The 18,697-nt window shown below is 60.9% G+C and carries 24 protein-coding genes; 15 read left to right on the plus strand and 9 right to left on the minus strand.

Annotated features, from left to right (window positions below; genetic code table 11):
* The first annotated feature begins 95 nt into the window (after window positions 1-95).
* Window positions 96-1,151, plus strand: coding sequence for a bifunctional DNA-binding transcriptional regulator/O6-methylguanine-DNA methyltransferase Ada (ada, locus tag ACJ8PI_RS00310; RefSeq protein ID WP_060429515.1), 1,056 nt, complete (start codon window positions 96-98; stop codon window positions 1,149-1,151).
* Complete coding sequence (locus ACJ8PI_RS00315) at window positions 1,148-1,819, plus strand: 2OG-Fe(II) oxygenase (RefSeq protein ID WP_164134459.1); 672 nt, start codon at window positions 1,148-1,150, stop codon at window positions 1,817-1,819. The genes ada and ACJ8PI_RS00315 overlap by 4 nt, the downstream gene beginning before the upstream one ends.
* Here ACJ8PI_RS00315 and tehB read toward each other — a convergent pair.
* Window positions 1,814-2,677: an SAM-dependent methyltransferase TehB gene (gene tehB / locus ACJ8PI_RS00320; RefSeq protein WP_164134458.1), complete on the minus strand. Its 864-nt coding sequence runs from the start codon at window positions 2,675-2,677 to the stop codon at window positions 1,814-1,816. The two genes, ACJ8PI_RS00315 and tehB, sit on opposite strands and share 6 nt — an antisense overlap.
* A 177-nt stretch (window positions 2,678-2,854) precedes the next feature.
* On the opposite strand from tehB, the gene ACJ8PI_RS00325 reads away from it, so the two are divergent.
* Window positions 2,855-3,958, plus strand: a complete 1,104-nt coding sequence (locus tag ACJ8PI_RS00325) for a DUF1615 domain-containing protein (RefSeq protein WP_164134457.1) — start codon at window positions 2,855-2,857, stop codon at window positions 3,956-3,958.
* A 53-nt stretch (window positions 3,959-4,011) separates the two neighbouring features.
* Here ACJ8PI_RS00325 and ACJ8PI_RS00330 read toward each other — a convergent pair whose 3' ends face one another.
* Window positions 4,012-5,691, minus strand: a complete 1,680-nt coding sequence (locus tag ACJ8PI_RS00330) for an alpha-keto acid decarboxylase family protein (RefSeq protein ID WP_164134456.1) — start codon at window positions 5,689-5,691, stop codon at window positions 4,012-4,014.
* Window positions 5,692-6,366: 675 nt separating this feature from the next.
* Here ACJ8PI_RS00330 and ACJ8PI_RS00335 point away from each other — a divergent pair.
* From ACJ8PI_RS00335 to ACJ8PI_RS00350, 4 genes are all read left to right on the plus strand, one after another.
* On the plus strand, window positions 6,367-6,795 hold the full coding sequence (locus ACJ8PI_RS00335) for a hypothetical protein (RefSeq protein WP_060429519.1): 429 nt from the start codon (window positions 6,367-6,369) through the stop codon (window positions 6,793-6,795).
* 207 nt (window positions 6,796-7,002) lie between these two features.
* Entirely contained in the window at window positions 7,003-7,593 is a 591-nt protein-coding gene (gene pagP, locus ACJ8PI_RS00340) for a lipid IV(A) palmitoyltransferase PagP (RefSeq protein WP_025301698.1), read from the plus strand.
* Window positions 7,594-7,720: 127 nt separating this feature from the next.
* Window positions 7,721-8,209: a DUF2501 domain-containing protein gene (locus ACJ8PI_RS00345; protein WP_015376789.1), complete on the plus strand. Its 489-nt coding sequence runs from the start codon at window positions 7,721-7,723 to the stop codon at window positions 8,207-8,209.
* Between the two features lie 50 nt (window positions 8,210-8,259).
* The gene (locus ACJ8PI_RS00350; RefSeq protein WP_060429520.1) at window positions 8,260-8,523 is read left to right on the plus strand and encodes a putative hemolysin; all 264 of its coding nucleotides are present in this window, start codon (window positions 8,260-8,262) and stop codon (window positions 8,521-8,523) included.
* A gap of 29 nt (window positions 8,524-8,552) precedes the next feature.
* Here ACJ8PI_RS00350 and ACJ8PI_RS00355 read toward each other — a convergent pair whose 3' ends face one another.
* Window positions 8,553-9,077: a hypothetical protein gene (locus ACJ8PI_RS00355; protein ID WP_239509782.1), complete on the minus strand. Its 525-nt coding sequence runs from the start codon at window positions 9,075-9,077 to the stop codon at window positions 8,553-8,555.
* The gene (locus ACJ8PI_RS00360; RefSeq protein ID WP_225845530.1) at window positions 9,019-9,309 is read right to left on the minus strand and encodes a hypothetical protein; all 291 of its coding nucleotides are present in this window, start codon (window positions 9,307-9,309) and stop codon (window positions 9,019-9,021) included. Before ACJ8PI_RS00360 ends, ACJ8PI_RS00355 begins: the two co-directional genes overlap by 59 nt.
* Window positions 9,310-9,342: 33 nt before the next feature.
* Here ACJ8PI_RS00360 and ACJ8PI_RS00365 point away from each other — a divergent pair, with 33 nt between their 5' ends.
* Window positions 9,343-10,125: a DeoR/GlpR family DNA-binding transcription regulator gene (locus ACJ8PI_RS00365; protein ID WP_033647381.1), complete on the plus strand. Its 783-nt coding sequence runs from the start codon at window positions 9,343-9,345 to the stop codon at window positions 10,123-10,125.
* A 2-nt stretch (window positions 10,126-10,127) separates the two neighbouring features.
* Complete coding sequence (locus tag ACJ8PI_RS00370; RefSeq protein WP_033647378.1) at window positions 10,128-10,511, plus strand: VOC family protein; 384 nt, start codon at window positions 10,128-10,130, stop codon at window positions 10,509-10,511.
* Here ACJ8PI_RS00370 and ACJ8PI_RS00375 read toward each other — a convergent pair whose 3' ends face one another.
* Window positions 10,512-11,420: a LysR family transcriptional regulator gene (locus ACJ8PI_RS00375; protein WP_033637243.1), complete on the minus strand. Its 909-nt coding sequence runs from the start codon at window positions 11,418-11,420 to the stop codon at window positions 10,512-10,514.
* A 125-nt stretch (window positions 11,421-11,545) separates the two neighbouring features.
* On the opposite strand from ACJ8PI_RS00375, the gene ACJ8PI_RS00380 reads away from it, so the two are divergent.
* The 5 genes from ACJ8PI_RS00380 to ACJ8PI_RS00400 all read left to right on the plus strand — a co-directional run bounded on the left by ACJ8PI_RS00380 (window position 11,546) and on the right by ACJ8PI_RS00400 (window position 14,520).
* A complete protein-coding gene (locus ACJ8PI_RS00380) occupies window positions 11,546-12,427 on the plus strand; it encodes a pirin family protein (RefSeq protein WP_033647377.1) in 882 nt (293 codons plus the stop codon).
* Between the two features lie 118 nt (window positions 12,428-12,545).
* Window positions 12,546-13,172, plus strand: a complete 627-nt coding sequence (ycaC, locus tag ACJ8PI_RS00385) for an isochorismate family cysteine hydrolase YcaC (RefSeq protein ID WP_004928476.1) — start codon at window positions 12,546-12,548, stop codon at window positions 13,170-13,172.
* A 154-nt stretch (window positions 13,173-13,326) separates the two neighbouring features.
* On the plus strand, window positions 13,327-13,656 hold the full coding sequence (locus ACJ8PI_RS00390) for a hypothetical protein (RefSeq protein WP_033653306.1): 330 nt from the start codon (window positions 13,327-13,329) through the stop codon (window positions 13,654-13,656).
* A 73-nt stretch (window positions 13,657-13,729) separates the two neighbouring features.
* Complete coding sequence (locus ACJ8PI_RS00395; RefSeq protein WP_033647373.1) at window positions 13,730-14,182, plus strand: thiol-disulfide oxidoreductase DCC family protein; 453 nt, start codon at window positions 13,730-13,732, stop codon at window positions 14,180-14,182.
* Window positions 14,183-14,268: 86 nt separating this feature from the next.
* Entirely contained in the window at window positions 14,269-14,520 is a 252-nt protein-coding gene (locus ACJ8PI_RS00400) for a hypothetical protein (RefSeq protein WP_033637247.1), read from the plus strand.
* Here the strand turns inward: ACJ8PI_RS00400 and ACJ8PI_RS00405 are convergent.
* The 3 genes from ACJ8PI_RS00405 to ACJ8PI_RS00415 all read right to left on the minus strand — a co-directional run bounded on the left by ACJ8PI_RS00405 (window position 14,511) and on the right by ACJ8PI_RS00415 (window position 16,813).
* Window positions 14,511-15,059: a GNAT family N-acetyltransferase gene (locus tag ACJ8PI_RS00405; RefSeq protein WP_103829813.1), complete on the minus strand. Its 549-nt coding sequence runs from the start codon at window positions 15,057-15,059 to the stop codon at window positions 14,511-14,513. The genes ACJ8PI_RS00400 and ACJ8PI_RS00405 overlap by 10 nt on opposite strands.
* Window positions 15,060-15,155: 96 nt before the next feature.
* Window positions 15,156-15,902: a DUF2076 domain-containing protein gene (locus ACJ8PI_RS00410; RefSeq protein ID WP_103829812.1), complete on the minus strand. Its 747-nt coding sequence runs from the start codon at window positions 15,900-15,902 to the stop codon at window positions 15,156-15,158.
* Window positions 15,903-16,027: 125 nt separating this feature from the next.
* The gene (locus tag ACJ8PI_RS00415) at window positions 16,028-16,813 is read right to left on the minus strand and encodes a helix-turn-helix transcriptional regulator (protein WP_033653303.1); all 786 of its coding nucleotides are present in this window, start codon (window positions 16,811-16,813) and stop codon (window positions 16,028-16,030) included.
* A 117-nt stretch (window positions 16,814-16,930) separates the two neighbouring features.
* Between ACJ8PI_RS00415 and ACJ8PI_RS00420 the strand changes: the two genes are divergently transcribed.
* Complete coding sequence (locus ACJ8PI_RS00420; RefSeq protein ID WP_033647366.1) at window positions 16,931-17,701, plus strand: class I SAM-dependent methyltransferase; 771 nt, start codon at window positions 16,931-16,933, stop codon at window positions 17,699-17,701.
* Window positions 17,702-17,758: 57 nt separating this feature from the next.
* Here ACJ8PI_RS00420 and aqpZ read toward each other — a convergent pair whose 3' ends face one another.
* Window positions 17,759-18,454 carry an aquaporin Z gene (aqpZ, locus tag ACJ8PI_RS00425; RefSeq protein WP_025301712.1) on the minus strand — a complete coding sequence of 232 codons (696 nt, stop codon included), beginning with the start codon at window positions 18,452-18,454 and terminating at the stop codon, window positions 17,759-17,761.
* Between the last annotated feature and the right edge of the window lie 243 nt (window positions 18,455-18,697).

Below are 18,697 nucleotides of genomic sequence, written 5' to 3' on the forward strand. Positions count from 1 at the left end.
ACGTCGGCGCCGAATTAAAAAGCAAGAGCCGACGTGTTTCGCCAACGGCCCGTCACTATGCTGGTTAACATCGAAACCGCAGTGAGGAACGGATGATGAAAAACGTAATCGACAGCGCCGATCCGCGCTGGCTGGCGATCGTCAGCCGCGATAAACACGCCGACGGCCGCTTTATCTATGCGGTGAAAACCACCGGCGTGTATTGCTCGCCTTCTTGCCCGTCACGCCAGCCGAATCGGCAAAACGTGGAACTGTTCGATGACGCCGAGCAGGCGGAGGCGGCGGGTTATCGGCCCTGCAAACGCTGCCGCCAGGGGCTGGCGCCGTTGACCGAGCAGCATGCGCGGCAGATAGCCGAGGCCTGCCGCTATATCGAACGGGCGGAGAAAGCGCCGTCGCTGCAGGCCCTGGCGCGCCACGTCGGGTTGAGCCAATACCATTTCCACCGGCTCTTCAAAGCGATCACCGGCCTGACGCCGAAAGGCTATGCCGACGCGCAGCGCAGCCAACGGCTGCGCACCGGTCTTACGCAGCAGGAGACGGTGACCGACGCGATCTTCGACGCCGGCTATGGCGCCAACGGCCGCTTCTATCAGCAAGCCAACGCCGCGCTGGGCATGACGCCGAAGGCTTACCGGGCGGGCGGCAAAGGCATGCGCATCCATTTCGCCGTCGGGCGCTGTTCGCTGGGTGAGATCCTGGCGGCACAAAGCGAGGTGGGCATCTGCGCCATTCTGCTGGGGGACGATGCGCAGCGGTTGGTGCAGGATCTGCAGGACAAATTTCCCAATGCTGAGCTGATCGGCGGCGACGCGCAGTATGAAGCGCTGATGGCGCAGGTGGTGGGGTTGATTGAAGCGCCGGAGAACGGGTTGGCGCTGCCGCTGGATATTCGCGGCACCGCGTTTCAACAGCGGGTCTGGCAAGCGCTGCAGACGATACCGGTCGGCGAAACCGTCAGCTATGCCGACATCGCCCGGCGCATCGGCGCGCCCAAAGCGGTGCGCGCGGTGGCCGGCGCCTGCGCCGCCAACGTGCTGGCGGTGGCGATCCCCTGTCACCGGGTGGTGCGCAACGACGGCGCTTTGTCCGGCTATCGCTGGGGCGTCGAGCGCAAGAAAGCCTTGCTGGAAAAAGAGGCGCAGCGATGAGCCGCTCGCTGGCGGCGCGGCTGGCCGAATTGGACTGGGCGGCGATTGAACGCGAACTCGATGCGCAGGGCTGTGCGCGGTTGCCTGGCGTGCTCAGCCAAGACCTGTGCCGCGAGCTGGCGGCGCTCTACCCGCACGATGCGCACTTCCGCAGCCGTGTCGTGATGGCGCAGCACGGTTTTGGCCGCGGCGAGTACCGCTATTTCGCCTATCCGCTGCCGCTGCCGGTGGCCAACCGCTGGAATACCTTATTGGGCCTGGCGGCGCGCTATCCCGCCGAACACGAAGCCTACCTGGCCGAATGCCACCGGGCCGGCCAACGGCGGCCGACGCCGCTGCTGTTGCGTTACGAAGCGGGGGATTACAACTGCCTGCATCAGGATCTGTACGGCGAGCGGGTGTTTCCGCTGCAGGTGGCGTTTTTGCTCTCCGCCCCCGAACGGGACTTCACCGGCGGCGAATTCGTGTTGACCGAACAGCGGCCGCGGATGCAGAGCCGGCCGGAGGTGGTGCCGCTACAGCAGGGCGACGCGGTGGTGTTCGCCGTGCATCATCGCCCGATGGCGGGGGCTAAAGGCTATTATCGGGTCAATCTGCGCCACGGCGTCAGCCGGGTACGTTCCGGCCAACGCCACACGCTGGGGGTGATCTTTCACGACGCGCTATAGCTTGCGCGCCAGCAGGGTGGCGAAGCGCAGCGAGATACGGTTGCCGGCGGCATCGGTCTTATGCAACTGGCCGACGTCCTCGTTGTATTTGAGGATCTCCCAGTCGCGATAATAATGCTTCAGCTCACCCGGGTTGAAGGTAAACGGAAACGGCAGCGGGCAGGGATAATCCTCGGTATCCATCGCCGCCACGATCAGGTTATGGCCGCCGCGCACGGTGCTGTCCTGCATGTTTTGCACGATATGCGGAATTTGCTGGCGTTCGAGGAACATCATCACCACGGTGGACAGGATGAAGTCGTATTCGCCGCTGAAGCGGTGGGTATTGAGATCCTGCACTCCGGCGCTCAGGCGGGTCAGCTGCTCGGCGTCGATGATCTGATTGAGGCGGTCTATCGACGGCGCGTGCTTGTCCCAGGCGGTGACGTCGAAACCCTTCAGATTGAGATAGAGCGAATTGCGGCCGCCGCCGCAGCCCAGATCCAGCGCCTTGCCCGGCGCGATGCGCGCCGCCGCCTCGATCACTTCGGAGTGGGTGCGCGTCAGTTCGTATTTCTTGTGGTAGTAATCTTCCGCCGTGCAGTAAAACGCCAGCCGGCAGGTCATATCGTCCGAGAAGGAAACGATGCGGTGCCACTGCTGCGGAGCGATAAACGGCGGCTGGCTTTCGGGGCTGAATTGCCAGGTTTCGGTGGTGGCGCCGTCCTCGGTCATCATGGCGAACGTCAGGCTGCCGCTCAGTACGGTGAGCTTCGCCCAGGTGCCGCTCTGGGTGTTGTGGCGCTGACGAAAGGCATCCGGCAGCGTGTCGCTGTTCCATTCCGGCAGGGTTTTATAGCAAAGCAGCTGCTGCTCCATAAGGGGCTCCTCTGGCTGGGCAAGCAAAGTGATTTATATGATGTATATAAAATACATCTTTATCGAGCGTTTGAACATAGCGGCCTGACGGAAAGGCGTGGCATATCTTTATACTGGATTGTGCGCGGCGGCTGGGCTAATTTCAGTGCTGTTCATGTCATCACGTTCAGGGAAAAGATGCCGATACCTCGTTTATTCCACCCGATATCCTTCCGTTTGCTGAGCCTGGCCGCGCTGCTGGCGCTGGCGGGCTGTACCAGCAAAACCACCACCACGGCGCCGACGGCGCGCCCCGCCGATGTCAAAGCCCGGCTGCTGACGCTGATCCCGGCCAACGCCGGCGATCGTCAGGGCTGGGCCACCGATATTACCGCCGCCTTCGCCGCGCAGGGCATCGAGCCGAGCGATGAGAACCTGTGTTCGGTGCTGGCGGTGACCGAACAGGAGTCGACGTTCCGGGCTAACCCGCAGGTGCCGGGGCTGCCGAAGATCGCCTGGAAGGAGATCGACCGCCGCGCCGATCAGATGCACATCCCGAACTTTTTGGTACATACCGCGTTGAAGATCTCGTCGTCGAACGGCCAGAGCTACAGCGAGCGGCTGGATAAGGTGCGTACCGAGAAGGATCTGAGCGATATCTTCGATGACATGATCGACCGCGTGCCGATGGGGCAGAAGCTGTTCGGTCATTTAAATCCGGTACATACCGGTGGCCCGATGCAGGTGAGTATTGCCTTCGCCGAGGCGCACGCCAAAGGGTACCCTTATCCGGTCGACGGCTCGATTCGCCGCGAAGTTTTCAGCCGGCGCGGCGGTATGTACTTCGGCATTATGCATTTGCTGGGATACCCGGCCGATTACAGCCGGCCGATTTATCGCTTTGCCGACTTCAACGCCGGCTGGTACGCCAGCCGCAACGCGGCGTTCCAAAACGCGGTCAGCCGGGCGAGCGCCATTCCGCTGGCGCTGGACGGCGATCTTATCGACTTCGGCAGCGACAAGCCCGGCTCGACCGAGCTGGCGGTGCGCACGCTCGGCAAGCGCCTGAACATGAGCGACAGCGCCATTCGCCGGGCGCTCGAGAAAGGCGAGACGGCCGGCTTTGCCGACACCGACCTGTATAAGAAGGTCTACGCGCTGGCGGGCGGCAAACTGCCGCGTGAGATGCTGCCGGGCATCCAGCTGGAAAGCCCGAAAATCACCCGCAAGCTGACCACCGCCTGGTTCGCCAAGCGGGTGGATGAACGCCGCCAGCGCTGCATGGCGCGCGCCGGCGGGTAACCCAAAAGAAAACGCCGCCGGTGGCCTGAAACCATCGGCGGCGCGATCGCGCATCAGGCGCTGCGGCGCGGGTTGGTCAGGCCGAAGTTAAAGCTGTTGCAGCGGTTGCAGAACTCTTTCATCACCGGCGGCGTGTCCATCATCGGCACTTTCACCTCGATAAACGCCAGCCGATCCTGCCGCGATGCGTGTTCCAGGGCCATTTCCAGCTGTTGCGTGGTTTCCACCGCCACGCTGAACGGCTGCGCCTGGGTATTCAATACCGCCGGCAGTTTGGCGTAGTCCCACGGGCCGATGTCGTTGTAGGACGAGTTTTCGCCGAGGATATACCGCTCGATGGTGTAACCGTCGTTGTTGATCAGGAAGATGATCGGCTTTTGCTCGCAGCGCAGCAGGGTAGACACTTCCTGCGCGGTGAGCTGGAAGGAGCCGTCGCCGATGAACAGCAGGTGACGGCGCTCAGGCGCCGCCATCAGGGTGCCGAGCAGCGCCGGCAGGGTATAACCGATCGAGCCCCAGATCGGTTGGTTGACTACCTTGACGCCGCCCGGCATGCGCATGCCGCCGATGGCGGCGCCCGAGGTGCCGTTTTCCACCACCACCACGTCATCTGCCCGGATAAATCGCTGGATCCGTTGCCACAGATAGGCCTGGTCGATGGGGGCGTCGCTCGGCGTCGCCAGCTTTTCACGCGGATCGGGCAGCGGCGCCAGGGGCTGTACCGGCGTGTCTTCGCTCAGATCCAGCAGCGCCTGCAGCAGATCCGCCGTCGCCACCGCCGGGTAGGAGGTGTTGTCCAGCTTCAGCGAGAACGGCTGGATATCTACCTGAGCGGCGGCGGGAATTTGCTGCGAGAAATAGCCGGTGGTGGAGTCCACCAGACGCACGCCGAAGCTCAGCACGCAGTCCGAGTGCGCCATGCGTTCATACAGTTCGGGGCGCGACAGGTTGCCGCTGTAGCCACCCATCCAACCGGCGGTATCTTCCGGAATGATGCATTTGGCGGTCGGCATATTGGTCAGCGGAATGGCAAAGCGGTGAGCGACCTCGATCACCAACCGCTGCAGCTGATAGCGATCCACCATTTGGTCGACCAACATGATCGGGCGCTGCGCGCGTTTTATTTTGGTTAACAGCGCCATCGCCGCTAATTGCACATTATATTTATCGCTGGCCGGCAACTGCGGCGCCGCTGTGGCTGCGGTGATTTCAATTTCGACGTCGCAAATATCGGAAGGCAGCTGTAAATACACCGGTTTCTTCTCTATCCAGGCGCGGGAAATAACGCGCGGAATTTCCTGTGCGGCATTTTCCGGCGTAATCAAGGCTTGAGCAACGGTGAATTGTTTAAAACAGTTCATGACGTTGTCGAAATTGCCGTCGCCCAGAGTATGGTGCAATAGCTGATGATTCTTCATCGCGTGCAGCGGCGGCGTGCCGGCAATGCAGACCACCGGCGAGGATTCGGCATAGGCACCGGCGATGCCGGACAGCGCGGCCAGATCGCCGACGCCGTAGGTGACGATCAGCGCGCCGGCGCCCTTCATTCGGGCATAGCCGTCGGCGGCGTAGGCGGCGTTCAATTCATTGCAGTTGCCGATAAACGCCAGCCGGTCATCGCTTTCCAGCAGCTCCAGCAGGCTGAGGTTATAGTCGCCGGGCACGCCGTAAATACGATCGACGTTCAGGGCGTGAAGCTGTTGCAGAATGAATGACCCGATAGTTATTTTCATTGATTGCTCCGGATTATTTATCTTTATTTTGTCAGGCGAAAATCAGCAAAAATAAATTGCTGGCGATGTTGTGTCGTTAGCATTAACAGTTATTTAAAGCGTCGGCTTGTTCAAGAGACGGTGGGCAGGCGGTAAATAGGCGGTTTGTATTCGGCGCTTTACGCGATTGGGAAATACATAAAAAGTAGGGTTATCGTGTATTGGGAGGAGGCGGTATTTTTCATTGGCGGTATATCGACAGCAAAGCGGCGGCGCATTGGCATTTATCATGATGCAGGGCGAATCATCCGGTACTTTTGACGCCGCGTTAAATCCCATTGAGCGACACAACGCTTTTTGCCTGGGAAAGAAAAACCGAAGCTGACGTAAAGGGGGATTTTGGTGATCCGCCGCACGCTTATTTCATGAAACCATTGTGCAACTATTAAAAAACAAAAAATTAACAACAATCGGTTTTTGTTCGCCCATTTTCGTCAGCTTTGCTTTACGGGGGCTGCAGTGCGCGCCACATCGGGCCGGCGTTAAAATACGCCGTTGCGGGCGCTAATATAACGTGGTGGCCATCACATTCCGTGGGAAGTGATACGTAAACTTTTCTCCACGTGCGCGCAGATGGCGTATACCTACCAGAGGGGATGATGTCCCTGCAGTGATGGTCTGTGAGGGGGTTATGCGATGAAAAGCTATCGACATATTCTGGTACTGATTCACGATGAGCGCGATGGGCTGCCGTTGCTGCGTCAAACGGTGGCGATGGTGCGCGGGTTGCCGATCGCCATCACCGTCGGCCACCTTAACGCCGACTATGCGGAGCTGGAGTACGGCAGCGATGCGCTGGTCAAAGATCGCCAGGCGCAGGAGGTGATCGCCGCCAAGGCGATGCTGAGCCGGTTGGTGAGCGCCGTCGATGCGCCGGTTGCGGTCAAGGAAATTGTCACCATCCGGCGCTTTAAGGACGTCAACGATTTCATTCATCAGGCCGGCATCGATCTGGTGGTGGTCGGGCACCAAAACCGCCTGTTCGGCCTCTATTCCTCATATTCTCTGGAATTTGTGAACCGTCTCGATGTCGATGTGTTGGTCAAGCATCTTGCCTGCGAGTAGCGTGCGACAAAGCGGACTTTTCCCACGGTTTTGCCGCCTTAAAGGCGATAGCATGCGGATATCAGTACAGTTTGTCATGAATTATTGGGCATTTTCCGGCGCTAAACTTAACCAAAGCACAACGGGCGTTGGATAAATTAGATACAGCTTGATCTTGCCTGGGCTATCGGTAAAAATCTGCGGCCGTATTTTTACAGGAGCTTTACGATGTTTCTCAAACGGACTCTTTTGGCATGTTCTCTGGCGTTGATATTTCCTGCACTGCCTTCTTACGCTGAGGTTGGTACAGAAAGTGGCAATACCGCGCAGGCTGAAAAACCGGGTCTATGGCAGCGTTTTACCGATAACGTGGCGGAGACCTGGAACAACTCGCCTAACCACGATCTCTATATCCCGGCCATTACCTGGCACAACCGTTGGACTTATGATGATGAACATATCGATAAGTACAACGAGCGCCCGTGGGGGGCCGGTTACGGTATCTCCCGCTACGACAGCGACGGTGACTGGCACGGCATCTACATCATGGCGTTCAAGGACTCCTTCAACAAGTGGGAGCCGATCGGCGGCTACGCCTACGAGAAGATCTGGCGCCCGCTGGATGACAAGGATTTCCGCCTGGGGCTGGGCTTCACCGCCAGCGTCACCGCGCGTGACAACTGGAAATACATTCCTATCCCGGCACCGTTGCCGCTGGCCTCTATCGGCTATCAGCGGCTGACGTTCCAGGCGACCTACATTCCCGGTACCTATAACAACGGCAACGTGTTCTTCGCCTGGCTGCGCTGGCAGTTCTAAATTTCCTGAATTCCGAAAAACGGCGCGGCGGTGAGATAAAAGGAACTTGTCGCCGCCGGCGGCGTCGGAAAGGGTATCCCGGCGCGCTGCGCCGATTGCATGCCGTTATTACAGGAGTTTCACCACTATGATCACCAAACATCGTTTACTGCTGGCTTTGGCGCTGTCCGCTACCCTGGCCAGCGGCGCTACCCAGGCCGCCGGGCTGATGGATTCCCTCAGCAGCGCGGCGGGCGAACTGAGCAAGTCGGGCGGCGACAGCAGCGGCGGCATGTCGCTCTCCTCGTTGACCGGCCTGCTGAACGGTGGCGACAAGGCGTTGAGCTCCAGCAGCATGACCAATGCCGCCGGCATCCTGCAGTACTGCGTGAAAAACAACGTGCTGTCGGCTAACGGCGCCGAAGGGGTGAAAGATCAGCTGCTCAGCAAGCTGGGCATCACCAGCACCGAAAACGCCAAGAGCCAGGATTATCAGCAGGGCCTGGGCGGCTTGCTGCAGACCGGCGAAGGCAAGAGCCTGGATCTGAACAGCCTGGGCACCTCGCAGATCACCGAGAAGGTGAAGCAAAAAGCCTGCGATCTGGTGCTGAAACAGGGCAAATCCTTTATTTCATGATAAGTGAACGGCGGAGCGCTCCGCCGTTCTTTTTTGCATAAGCTGGAAAAATGAAAAAAACGTTGATGCTTTCCCTGTTGGCAGGGATGACGATGTTGCAGGGGTGTTCCGTGAAATCCAACAATGCGCCACCGCCGCCGCAGGTGAAACCGATCGGCATGGCGAACCCGGCCGACGTGTACTGCACCCAAATCGGCGGCAAGCTGAACGCCAAAGAGAACGCGGCGGGACAGTATTCCACCTGCACCTTGCCGAGTGGGCAGGAAATTGAAAGCTGGGAGCTGTTCCGCCGCGATCATCCGGTGAAAAAGTAACCCTATGCGGCGCCGGTTCCGGCGCCCGATCAGAATTGGCGATCGCCTATCGACTGCAGTTGCAGGCTGCCGTCTTTTTGTAGCGTCAGCGGCATGCGCCAATCGCGCTGTTTATCCAGGTTGAATGGCCGGGAGCGGAACATGCAGCCGGTCTTGATGTTCTTGATTTTCATCACGTGTTCCGCGTCCGCATTGATTTTCACCTCGAAGCTGTCGGCGGGCGGAATAAAGACTTCCGCCAGCTGCTGCGGCGCCGTCGGCGTTTCCAGCTTGACCAGCACCGCAAAATCGTTGCCCTGATTATCCAGCGTCAGCCGATGCAGACCGGCCGTGGGCAGCCGCGTCGGCTGATGCAGATAACCCGCTGAGGCGGGCCACGGCTGCCCGGCATTGTCATGCAGCGGCCCGCCGCACTGTTCACGCGCCTCGCGCAGCGGCATTTCGCGCTTTATTGCGCGGTTGTAATCGGCGGGGGCGGCGAGGCTGAACTCGTCGTCATATTGGTGGGCGCGCAGATAGCGCTTGGCGCCGAGCACCCCAACGGCGACCAGCATGAAGAATAAAAATATCCTCAGGCGATTTTTGAAAATCAGCCCGAACAGCTTCCCGGGGAGTTGAAACAGCCACCTTGCGATCGTCAATAACATCGTTTTCCCTTAGCGTCCAAGCCGTTACGTCTGCGGTAACTTCGCTTGCCTCAGTATAGCCAACATCCCGCAGGCGAAAATCCTGCCCGGCGATTTTTCTTTCGCTCACGGTTGTACGTTTATGTTTGTTTGTGTACATTTGTGATCACTTTAGCGTCACCGGATTGACACGATGTCCAAACTGCTACCGAATGAGCGCCACCAGGCCATTCTCGACACGCTTCGCCAACAGGGGCGGGTGCTGGCGCTGGAGATGGCGCAGCGGCTGAATACCACCGAAGCCACCATCCGCCGCGATCTGCGCCAGCTGGCGGCGCAGAATCTGTGCAAACGCATCTATGGCGGCGCGCTGGCGCCGACGCCGGCCGAGGGGCCCGTTGCGGCGCGCATGGCGCTCAGCGGCGATGAGAAGCTGGCGCTGGCGCAGACCGCGCTGGGGTTGATCGGTGAAGAACAACTGATCTTCCTCGACGCCGGCAGCACCCATCTGTATCTGGCGGATCTGTTGCCACGCGATCGGCGTTTGACGGTGGTGACCAATGCGTTGAGCATCGCCGGCAAAATGCTGGAACGGCCGGGGCTCCGCACCATTCTGATCGGCGGCGAGCTGGATGCGCAGGTTGGCGGCTGCGTGGACGCCAAAGCCGCGGAAGAGATAGACGGTTTCCATTTCGATCTGGTGTTCACCGGCATCTGCGCCTACGACCCGGACGGCGGCTTTTCCGCGCTGAGCTACCAGGACGCCACGTTCAAAAAGCGGCTGCTGACGCGTGCCGGCAGCGTAGCGGTGCTGTGTACCCGCGACAAACTCAATACCTACGCCCCTTACCCCTTCCTGCCCGCCGGGCGGGTGGATCATCTGGTGACGGCGCGCGGCGCGCACCCGCAGCTCGAGCTGCAGGTGGCGCAGGGCGGCGGCCAGGTTTGGCACAGCGATTTACCGACCGGAGAATGATGATGAAAATAGCCCATGTAGCCCTGTGGACCCGCGACATCGACGCGCAGCTGGCGTTCTGGCAGCGCTATTTCAACGCTGAGGCGGGCGAGGAGTACGTCAGCCGCAACCGGCCGGGGTTTGTTTCCCGCTTCGTCAGCCTGGCGGCCGGGCCGACGCTGGAGATCATGCGCGTGCCGACGCTGTTGCCGGCGCAGGCCCAGGAAGAGCGGGTGGGCTGGGCGCACATCGCGCTGTCGCTGGGGGATGAGCGGCAGGTCGATCGGTTGGCGCAGCGCGCGCAGCAGGAGGGCATCCTGCAGTCCGCGCCGCGCTGGACCGGCGACGGCTTCTACGAGGCCGTCATCCGCGATCCGGACGGCAACGCGATTGAAATCACCGCCTGATCACTCCTCTTCGATGCTGGTGAACTGCTCGCCCAGATAATCGAGCAGCAGCCTTACCGCCGGCAGCAGCCCGCGGCGCGACGGGTAAACCGCATGCACCACGCCGCCCTGCGGCTGCCAGCCGGGCAGCAGCTGGACCAGTTCGCCGCGCAGCATGTCGTCGCGCATCATCATCGCCGGCAGCTGAACGATGCCGGCGCCGGCGATGGCGGCGGTGCGCAGCATCAGCATGTCGTCGGTGACCAGCCGCGGCGTGTGTTCCCACTCCACCCGTTCACCCTGCGGGCCGGTCAGCCGCCATTGGTGCTGAGCGCGCGCGGGGCCGAGATCGAGCGTCGGGTATTTACGCAGGTCTTCCGGCGCGTGCGCCGGCCCGAGGGTGCGCACCAGCGCCGGGCTGGCGGCGACGCACCAGGTGCGCTGCGCCAGGATCTTCAGCACCAGATCGCTGTCTTCCAGCGGCGGCGGCCGCACGCGGATCGCCAGATCCAACCCTTCCCCCACCACGTCCACCCGGCGGTTGGTCGCTTCCAGATGCACCGTCACCTTCGGATAGTCGGCCATAAAGGCCGCCACCATGCTACCGACGCGGGTGTGCAGGATCGCCACCGGGCAGGACATGCGCACCGTGCCGCAGGGCTCGGCGCGCGTCTGTTCGATCGCCTGCTGCGCCGCTTCCGCTTCCACCAGCATCGCCTTGCAGTGCGCGTAATAGTTTTGGCCGACCTCGGTCACCGAGAAACGCCGCGTCGAGCGCTGGATCAGGCGCACGCCCAGGCGCTCTTCCAGCAGCGCCACGCGGCGGCTGAGCTTGGATTTGGGAATGCCCAACGCCCGGCCGGCGGGGGCGAATCCCTGGTGATCAACCACGCTGGCGAAGAAAAACAGATCGTTCAGATCGGTCAGCATCCTATCCCTTATCGTTCTACCAGTAGAACGCTGAGTGTACATCTTGCCTACTACTGCAGCAAACCCCGACGGATTAAACTTCTGCCATCAACTTAAGGCCGTGAGGCCTGAAACGGGAGTTCAAGATGAAAAAAATCCTCGGTATTCACAACAGCCCGGAAGCACATTGGGTCGGTAACGGTTTCCTGGTGAATTCGCTGTTCTCTTATAACGATTTGGGGGCGGAAATGAGCCCGTTCCTGCTGCTGGATCACGCGGCGCCAACCAAATTCCGCTCTGCCTCCGGCACCCGCGGCGTGGGTCAGCATCCGCATCGCGGGTTTGAAACGGTGACCATCGTCTATCAGGGCGAAGTGGAACACCGCGACTCGACCGGCAGCGGCGGGGTGATTGGCCCCGGCGACGTCCAGTGGATGACCGCCGCCTCCGGCATTCTGCACGAAGAGTTCCATTCGCGGGAGTTCTCGCGCAAGGGCGGCACCATGGAAATGGTGCAGCTGTGGGTCAACCTGCCGGCCAAGGACAAAATGGCCGAGCCGGGTTACCAGACGCTGCTGAACGCCGATATTCCGGTGGTTCCGCTGGCGGACGGCGCCGGGCAGGTGCGGGTGATCGCCGGGGACTTCGGCGGCCACGCCGGCCCGGCACGCACCTTTAGCCCGCTCAACGTGTGGGATATGAAGCTGAATGCCGGCCACACCACCACGCTGACGGTGAAAGAAGGCCATACGCTGGCGTTGGTGATGCTGCACGGCGCGATCCTGGTCAACGGCGAAGAGGTGGTGCGCGAAACCCAAATGGTGCGTTTCGACCGGGCGGGGGATGCGATCACTATCGAAGCCAACAACGACGTCGCGCTGCTGGTGCTGAGCGGCGAACCGATCGATGAGCCTATCGTCGGCTACGGCCCGTTCGTCATGAACAGCGACGCGGAAATCCAGCAGGCGTTCCGCGACTTCAACAGCGGCAAGTTCGGCAGCATGAACGCTGAAGCGAGCGCCGGCTGACCGCAGGCGCCCGAGCCGGGAAGCGTTCCCCGGCTCAGGCGCTACACTTAGACCTCAGCGCCCCGTCCCAGCGGCGGGGCGCTTCATCCGCAACATCAACCCCCACGGGAGTAAAACCATGACTGCAAACTACAAACGCCTCGACAAGGACCAGGCCGCCGTATTGCTGGTGGATCATCAGGCAGGGCTGCTTTCGCTGGTGCGCGATATCGATCCCGATCGGTTTAAAAACAACGTGCTGGCGCTGGGTGATTTAGCGAAGTACTTCAATCTGCCGACCATTCTGACCACCAGTTTCGAAAACGGCCCCAACGGCCCGCTGGTGCCGGAACTGAAGGCCCAATTCCCCGATGCCCCGTTCATTCCCCGCCCTGGCCAAATCAACGCCTGGGACAACGACGACTTCGTCAAGGCGGTAAAAGCCACCGGCCGCAAGCAGCTGATCATCGCCGGCGTGGTGACCGAAGTGTGCGTGGCATTCCCGGCGCTGTCTGCGCTCAATGAAGGCTTTGAGGTCTTTGTGGTGACCGACGCCTCCGGCACCTTCAATGAGCTGACGCGTCAGTCGGCCTGGAGCCGCATGGAAGCCGCCGGCGCGCAGCTGATGACCTGGTTCGGCGTCGCCTGCGAACTGCACCGCGACTGGCGCAACGACATCGAAGGCCTGGGCACGCTGTTCTCCAATCATATCCCGGACTACCGCAATCTGATGACCAGCTATAACACGCTGACAAACGGTAAGTAACGCGACGCTCCTTTACCCCACCTTTAGCCTTTCATCACGTTAGACGCGGGATGTAAGCAAAACGTAGCGGGGCGAAAAGGTAGCGAAAAGCGGCTTTCTCATTAGCCGGGAGCGGGGTAGCGTAATCCCGAACCCGGCAAATGAGGCTAATTCAATGAAACAAGCAATCAAGATCCTGGCGCTGCCCTGCATGGGCATGGCGCTGTTGTTCAGCGCGAGCGCGATATCTGCCCCCGAGGCGCCTGCGGCCAAAGCGGTGCCGCCCGCGGCGGATGAGCCGATGCGCATGCCGCCTTTCCCGGGCGGGCACCCGCCCAAGCCGGGGTTCTGCCACGGCGGCGAACTGTTCTGCGCCACCTCGGCCAGCGACAATCCGGTGGAAACCATCAATAAACTGACGGCGGTGATCCCGGCGGGCAGCGCCAAGCATTACGAGGTACGCGTCGCGGTGGTCGCCGTGCCGGACGCCCCGCCTGCGCGTTAACGGGCCGTCATCCCGCTCTGGTTCGCACGCTCAAGGCGCGTTAGGCTAAGGCGTGCGTTTAACGGGAGGCGGAATGACCCCTTTATCACCATTGCCCTATCTCCAGCCCGGCGATCGCGCGCTGTTGTTCGACGGCGAATGCAATCTGTGTCACGGGCTGGTGAGGTATCTTATTCGCGCCGATCGGCAGCGGTGCATTCTGTTGGCGACGGTGCAATCCGTCGAAGGGCAGGCGATCCTGCAGGCGTTGGGGCTGCCGACCGATCGTTTCGATTCCGTGGTCTATGTTGAGCAGGGGTGCTATTGGCTGCGTTCGGCTGCGCTGTTCCAGGCGCTGCGCCAATTGGGGTGGCCGTACCGCGTGCTGGCGCTGGCGCGTTACCTGCCGCCGCGGCTGGCGGACAAGGTCTACGACGCGGTCGCCGGCAATCGCTACCGGCTGTTTGGCCGCAACGACGGCACCGGCCTGCCGGGCGCCGATCAGCCCGGGCGCTATCTGCCCCGGCGGCGGGAACCGCCGGCCTGAGCTTTACGCTTCTTTACCATCCAACTGCTTGAAATATCAACATTCCAGCCCCATATAATGGAACGTTCAGCCAACAAGGAGCGCGTATGGGAATCAGTGAAGAAGAACACATCCGCCGTTTGACCCAGGAGAAGAACGACATGGGCAATACGGCGAAGTGGGTGGCGATCGTTTCCGCCGTGTACTTTGCCTTGATGGTGTTTTACGGCCACCCGATCGGCGTGTTGGCGATGTCGGGCGCGGTGTTCATCGTCTCTACCACCACCTGGCTGAAAAAGCGTCAGAAGGTCAAATCTTACCGCATGGCGTTGGCTAAAATCAGCGACGATCAGCCCTGATAGTCGCCGCGCTTTAGCGTATACACCAGGCTCGGCGCCGCGCCGGGCACGTCATCCAGCGTATCCACACGCTGCATGCCGATCTTTTCCAGCACCCGCCACGAAGCCTGATTCTCCGCGCGCACAATGGCGGAAATCTCACCCAGACCCAGCCCGACAAACCCGTATTGCAGTGAAGCCCGCGCCATCTCGGTGGCCAGCCCCATGCCCCAGACGCGGGTGTCGAAGCGATAGCCGAGGTTCACGGTGCGCTGCGCGCCGAGCGGTTTCCAGGACAACCCGCCAAACCCGATAACCCAATCCGGCCGTTCGCGCAGGGCGAGCGCCCAGGAGCCGTAGCCGTGTTGCCGCCAGCCGGCGAGCCGCTCCTGCAGCGCCGAAGCGGCCTGCGCCTCGCTGGTGAGCGGGCCGGCGGGGTTGAAGCGTTGGGTTTGCGGATCGCCAAAGATGGCGTAGAAACGTTCGAGGTCCGCCATCACCGGCGGCCGCATCTGCAGGCGTTCGCTGAAGTACGGGGCTGAAGGATTAAAGCTCGGCATCGTTTCTCCCGGCCGGATAAATAAACAGCGTTCACTGTAGTCCAGATCGGCGAAACGGGAAATCCCCCCTCTGCGGGTGAGAGGGGGAGAGAGGCATTACAGGAAGGAATCGTCGTCGTCGTTGTAATCGTCGTCGGCGTAGTCCTGGTCGTCCTGGTAGTTGGCGTTCTGGAAGCCGTTGTCCTGATTCAGGAAGCTGCCGCCGTCGCCGTTGTTGAAGGTATCAAGGTTGTTGGAGGCGTCGAAATTGCGCATCGCGCTGTCGTCCAGCGGCGCCGGGGTTTCTTCGATAATGTTCACGATTTCCTGCGGCTGCGAATGGCGGAACATGCCGGTCAGCATGTCGGCCAATACCACGCCGCCGGCGACGCCCGCCGCCGTTTGCAAGGCGCCTCCCAGGAAGCCGCCGGCGCGTGAAGGCGCCGCCTGCTGCGGTTGGGCGTAGGCTGGCTGCTGCGGCTGCGCGTAGCCCCCCTGCTGCGCGTTGTTCCAGGCCGCCGTATTTTGCTGCTGCGCCTGATACTGTTCACGCGGGCTTGGCGTATTGCGGCTGCCGCCGCCGAACAGGCCGGCCAGGAAACCGCCGCTGCTCTGTTGGTCGTTGGCGGTTTGCTGCAGCTGCGCAACCTGGGCTTCCAGCTCTTTGACCCGCTGGTCCATCTGCTTGAGCGCCGCTTCCTGAATGATCATCGCCTGCGCCATGTAATAAGGGGCGGAAGGCTGCTCGCGAATATGCTGATTGATTTGCTGTTCTGCCTGGAGATCCCGTGGGCCCGTCTTGGTCTCGGCTTCTTTCAGGCGGCCAAACAGACCATCGATAAGGCGTTGTTCTTCGGATTGCATAGGCGTACCTCGGGAGATAAATAACGGTGCTGGATGATCGTTGTCATCGGTAACAATCACCCTAGCGCGTTTACATGAACCAATAAATAAATGACGGGTAAACCTGTCTATGAATTTGTTACCAATTACGGCAGCGGGATCAGCATCACCAGCTTCAGGCCGCCGTGCTCCGCCGGGTGGAAGGTGAGCTGGCGATAGCGCAGCGCGCCTTGCTGAGGGTGCTCGAACGCGCGCTCGCCGCCTTCGCGCGCCATCACGTCATGCTGTTTCCACCAGTGATTAAAGTCCGCGCTGTTGTGCGTCATGTTGCGCACGAAGGCGCGCATCTCTTCGGTGTTTTGATGATGGCTGGTTTCGGCGCGGAATTCGGCCACCACGCGGCGAGCGCGCTCTTCCCAATCGCTGACCAGCGTTTTCGCCAGCGGGTGGAAGAACATGAAGTGCAGCAGGTTGGGGCTGTTGGCCACATCCAGCCAGCCGCTGAACAGCGCCGCCGCCTGCGGGTTCCAGGCGACGACGTTCCAGGTCACGTCCAGCAGGTAACAGGGCACCGTCATCTGGTGCACGCTTTGCAGCACCGCGTCGTTGGCGGTTTCGCGGTGAGTTTCCTGCTCGGGGTCGGCGACGCGCGCCAGGGTAAACAGGTAGTGGCGTTCGGCGGGGCCGAGCCGCAGCGCCTTGGCGATGCGCGCCAGCGTGAAGGGGGAAATGGACACCTCGCGCCCCTGTTCGATCCAGGTATACCAGGTGGCGCTGATGCCGCTGATTTGCGCCAGCTCTTCGCGCCGCAGGCCGCTGGTGCGGCGGCGCGAGGAACTGGGCAGGCCGAGCATTTCCGGCGTGATGCGTTCGCGGTGCGCGCGCAGAAACGCGCCGAGGGCCTTTGGCCCGGATAAGGCTTCTGATGACATAGCGTGGTACCTATTTATACCAGGATAACTGCTCATATTGTACCCGTATAGTAGCCTGATTATAGTAGCCGAAAGTCTTCAGGCACAGGCGCAAGCCGGATAATAACGGGAGCAAACATGAGCATCAGCAACAGCCATAAAAACGCGGTAGACCGGCAGTTCGGCGAGCAGGCCAACGCCTACTTAACCAGCGCGGTACACGCGCAGGGCAAGGATTTGCAGCGCCTTGCACAGTTACTGGAACCGCACGCCGGCGCGCGCTTGCTCGATCTGGGCTGCGGCGCCGGGCATGCCAGCTTCACGGCGGCGGCCAGGGTGGCACAGGTGGTGGCCTACGATCTGTCGGCGCAGATGCTGGCGGTGGTGGAGCAGGCGGCGGCGGAAAAAGGCCTGAACAACATTCAGCTGCAGCAGGGCGTGGCGGAGTCTTTGCCGTTTGAGGACGCCGGCTTCGATCTGGTCATCAGCCGCTATTCGGCGCACCACTGGCACGACGTCGGCCAGGCGCTGCGTGAGGTCAGGCGGGTACTCAAGCCGGGCGGCAGAGCGATCTTTATGGACGTGGTCTCGCCGGGGCATCCGCTGTTGGATATCTATCTGCAAACCGTGGAAGTGCTGCGCGACACCTCACACGTGCGCAACTATGCGCCGGGCGAGTGGCTGACGTTGCTGACCGAAGCCGGGCTGGTGGTGCGCGAGGTGACGTCGGATCGGTTGATGCTGGAGTTTGGCAGTTGGGTGGCGCGCATGCGCACGCCGGCGCATTTCGTTACCGCGATCCGCGCGCTGCAGCAAAGCGTGTCGCAGGAGGTGGCGGCGCATTTCGCCATTCAGCCGGACGGCACCTTTACCAGTGATATCATGATGTTTGAAGTGACGAAGGGCTGAAAGCAACGGGGCAGCCGATGAAGGCTGCCCCGCGAAACGCTATCGGCTGCGATGCGCTTATTTTTTGTCTTCCAGCAGGCAGCGGTAGATCAGGCCGCCGATAATGCCGCCGACCAGCGGCACCAGCCAGAATACCCACAGCTGCTGCAGCGCCCAGGTGCCCTGGAAGATCGCTACGCCGGTGCTGCGCGCCGGGTTGACGGAGGTGTTGGTCACCGGGATGCTGATCAGGTGGATCAGGGTCAGCGTCAGGCCGATCGCCAGCGGGGCGAAGCCTGCCGGCGCGCGTTTGTCGGTCACGCCATGAATAACGATCAGGAAGAAGGCGGTCAGTACCAGCTCAATCACGATAGCTGATTGCAGAGAATAACCGCCCGGAGAGTGTTCGCCGTAACCGTTGGAGGCGAAACCGCCTGCGGTGGCGTCGAAACCGGCTTTGCCGCTGGCGATCAAATACAGCACCGCCGCTGCGGCGATACCGCCGATCACCTGAGCGATCACGTAAGGGATCACGTCTTTCGCCGCGAAACGGCCGCCGGCGAATAAGCCGACGGTGATCGCCGGGTTAAAGTGCCCGCCGGAAATATGGCCGACGGCATAGGCCATCGTCACCACGGTCAGACCGAAAGCGAGCGCTACGCCGAGGAAACCAATACCCAGCTGTGGGAACGCCGCTGCTAATACTGCGCTACCACAACCACCAAACACCAACCAAAATGTGCCAAAAAATTCGGCAAAAAGTCGCTTTGACATAGATTCCATCCTGCGGAATTGACTAACGGGCGTTAGCACTAAAAACTATAGAACAGCTTTTTCAGTTCATGCAGATATTCTATAGAATTTTCTTAATGCACCTTGAATAACGGCGGTATTAAATCCTCGGTATTTTATTTTGTCTATGAGAAAAACGCCGTTTTTCCCCGTGCCGGCGCGTGTTTGCCGATTTTTTTATCTTTGCCATAAGAATTTACCCTAAGCGAAATGGCACGCTATTTT

Origin of the sequence: Serratia sp. CY82433, assembly GCF_052166535.1 — a bacterium.
Taxonomy (GTDB): domain Bacteria; phylum Pseudomonadota; class Gammaproteobacteria; order Enterobacterales; family Enterobacteriaceae; genus Serratia; species Serratia sarumanii.

Bases quoted from the DNA above. Each gene is read 5' to 3' on its own strand.
- ACJ8PI_RS00355 (WP_239509782.1), bottom strand. From the start codon at position 9,077: ATGCTGGTCGCCGTTGGGGTGCTCGGCGCCAAGCGCTATCTGCGCGCC.
- ACJ8PI_RS00415 (WP_033653303.1), bottom strand. From the start codon at position 16,813: ATGTCATCAGAAGCCTTATCCGGGCCAAAGGCCCTCGGCGCGTTTCTG.
- ACJ8PI_RS00420 (WP_033647366.1), top strand. From the start codon at position 16,931: ATGAGCATCAGCAACAGCCATAAAAACGCGGTAGACCGGCAGTTCGGC.
- ACJ8PI_RS00390 (WP_033653306.1), top strand. From the start codon at position 13,327: ATGAAACAAGCAATCAAGATCCTGGCGCTGCCCTGCATGGGCATGGCG.
- ACJ8PI_RS00325 (WP_164134457.1), top strand. From the start codon at position 2,855: ATGCCGATACCTCGTTTATTCCACCCGATATCCTTCCGTTTGCTGAGC.
- ycaC (WP_004928476.1), top strand. From the start codon at position 12,546: ATGACTGCAAACTACAAACGCCTCGACAAGGACCAGGCCGCCGTATTG.
- ACJ8PI_RS00315 (WP_164134459.1), top strand. From the start codon at position 1,148: ATGAGCCGCTCGCTGGCGGCGCGGCTGGCCGAATTGGACTGGGCGGCG.
- ACJ8PI_RS00395 (WP_033647373.1), top strand. From the start codon at position 13,730: ATGACCCCTTTATCACCATTGCCCTATCTCCAGCCCGGCGATCGCGCG.
- aqpZ (WP_025301712.1), bottom strand. From the start codon at position 18,454: ATGTCAAAGCGACTTTTTGCCGAATTTTTTGGCACATTTTGGTTGGTG.
- ada (WP_060429515.1), top strand. From the start codon at position 96: ATGAAAAACGTAATCGACAGCGCCGATCCGCGCTGGCTGGCGATCGTC.
- ACJ8PI_RS00405 (WP_103829813.1), bottom strand. From the start codon at position 15,059: ATGCCGAGCTTTAATCCTTCAGCCCCGTACTTCAGCGAACGCCTGCAG.
- ACJ8PI_RS00360 (WP_225845530.1), bottom strand. From the start codon at position 9,309: ATGTACACAAACAAACATAAACGTACAACCGTGAGCGAAAGAAAAATC.
- ACJ8PI_RS00345 (WP_015376789.1), top strand. From the start codon at position 7,721: ATGATCACCAAACATCGTTTACTGCTGGCTTTGGCGCTGTCCGCTACC.
- ACJ8PI_RS00365 (WP_033647381.1), top strand. From the start codon at position 9,343: ATGTCCAAACTGCTACCGAATGAGCGCCACCAGGCCATTCTCGACACG.
- ACJ8PI_RS00330 (WP_164134456.1), bottom strand. From the start codon at position 5,691: ATGAAAATAACTATCGGGTCATTCATTCTGCAACAGCTTCACGCCCTG.
- ACJ8PI_RS00375 (WP_033637243.1), bottom strand. From the start codon at position 11,420: ATGCTGACCGATCTGAACGATCTGTTTTTCTTCGCCAGCGTGGTTGAT.
- ACJ8PI_RS00370 (WP_033647378.1), top strand. From the start codon at position 10,128: ATGAAAATAGCCCATGTAGCCCTGTGGACCCGCGACATCGACGCGCAG.
- ACJ8PI_RS00400 (WP_033637247.1), top strand. From the start codon at position 14,269: ATGGGAATCAGTGAAGAAGAACACATCCGCCGTTTGACCCAGGAGAAG.
- tehB (WP_164134458.1), bottom strand. From the start codon at position 2,677: ATGGAGCAGCAGCTGCTTTGCTATAAAACCCTGCCGGAATGGAACAGC.
- ACJ8PI_RS00335 (WP_060429519.1), top strand. From the start codon at position 6,367: ATGAAAAGCTATCGACATATTCTGGTACTGATTCACGATGAGCGCGAT.
- pagP (WP_025301698.1), top strand. From the start codon at position 7,003: ATGTTTCTCAAACGGACTCTTTTGGCATGTTCTCTGGCGTTGATATTT.
- ACJ8PI_RS00350 (WP_060429520.1), top strand. From the start codon at position 8,260: ATGAAAAAAACGTTGATGCTTTCCCTGTTGGCAGGGATGACGATGTTG.
- ACJ8PI_RS00380 (WP_033647377.1), top strand. From the start codon at position 11,546: ATGAAAAAAATCCTCGGTATTCACAACAGCCCGGAAGCACATTGGGTC.
- ACJ8PI_RS00410 (WP_103829812.1), bottom strand. From the start codon at position 15,902: ATGCAATCCGAAGAACAACGCCTTATCGATGGTCTGTTTGGCCGCCTG.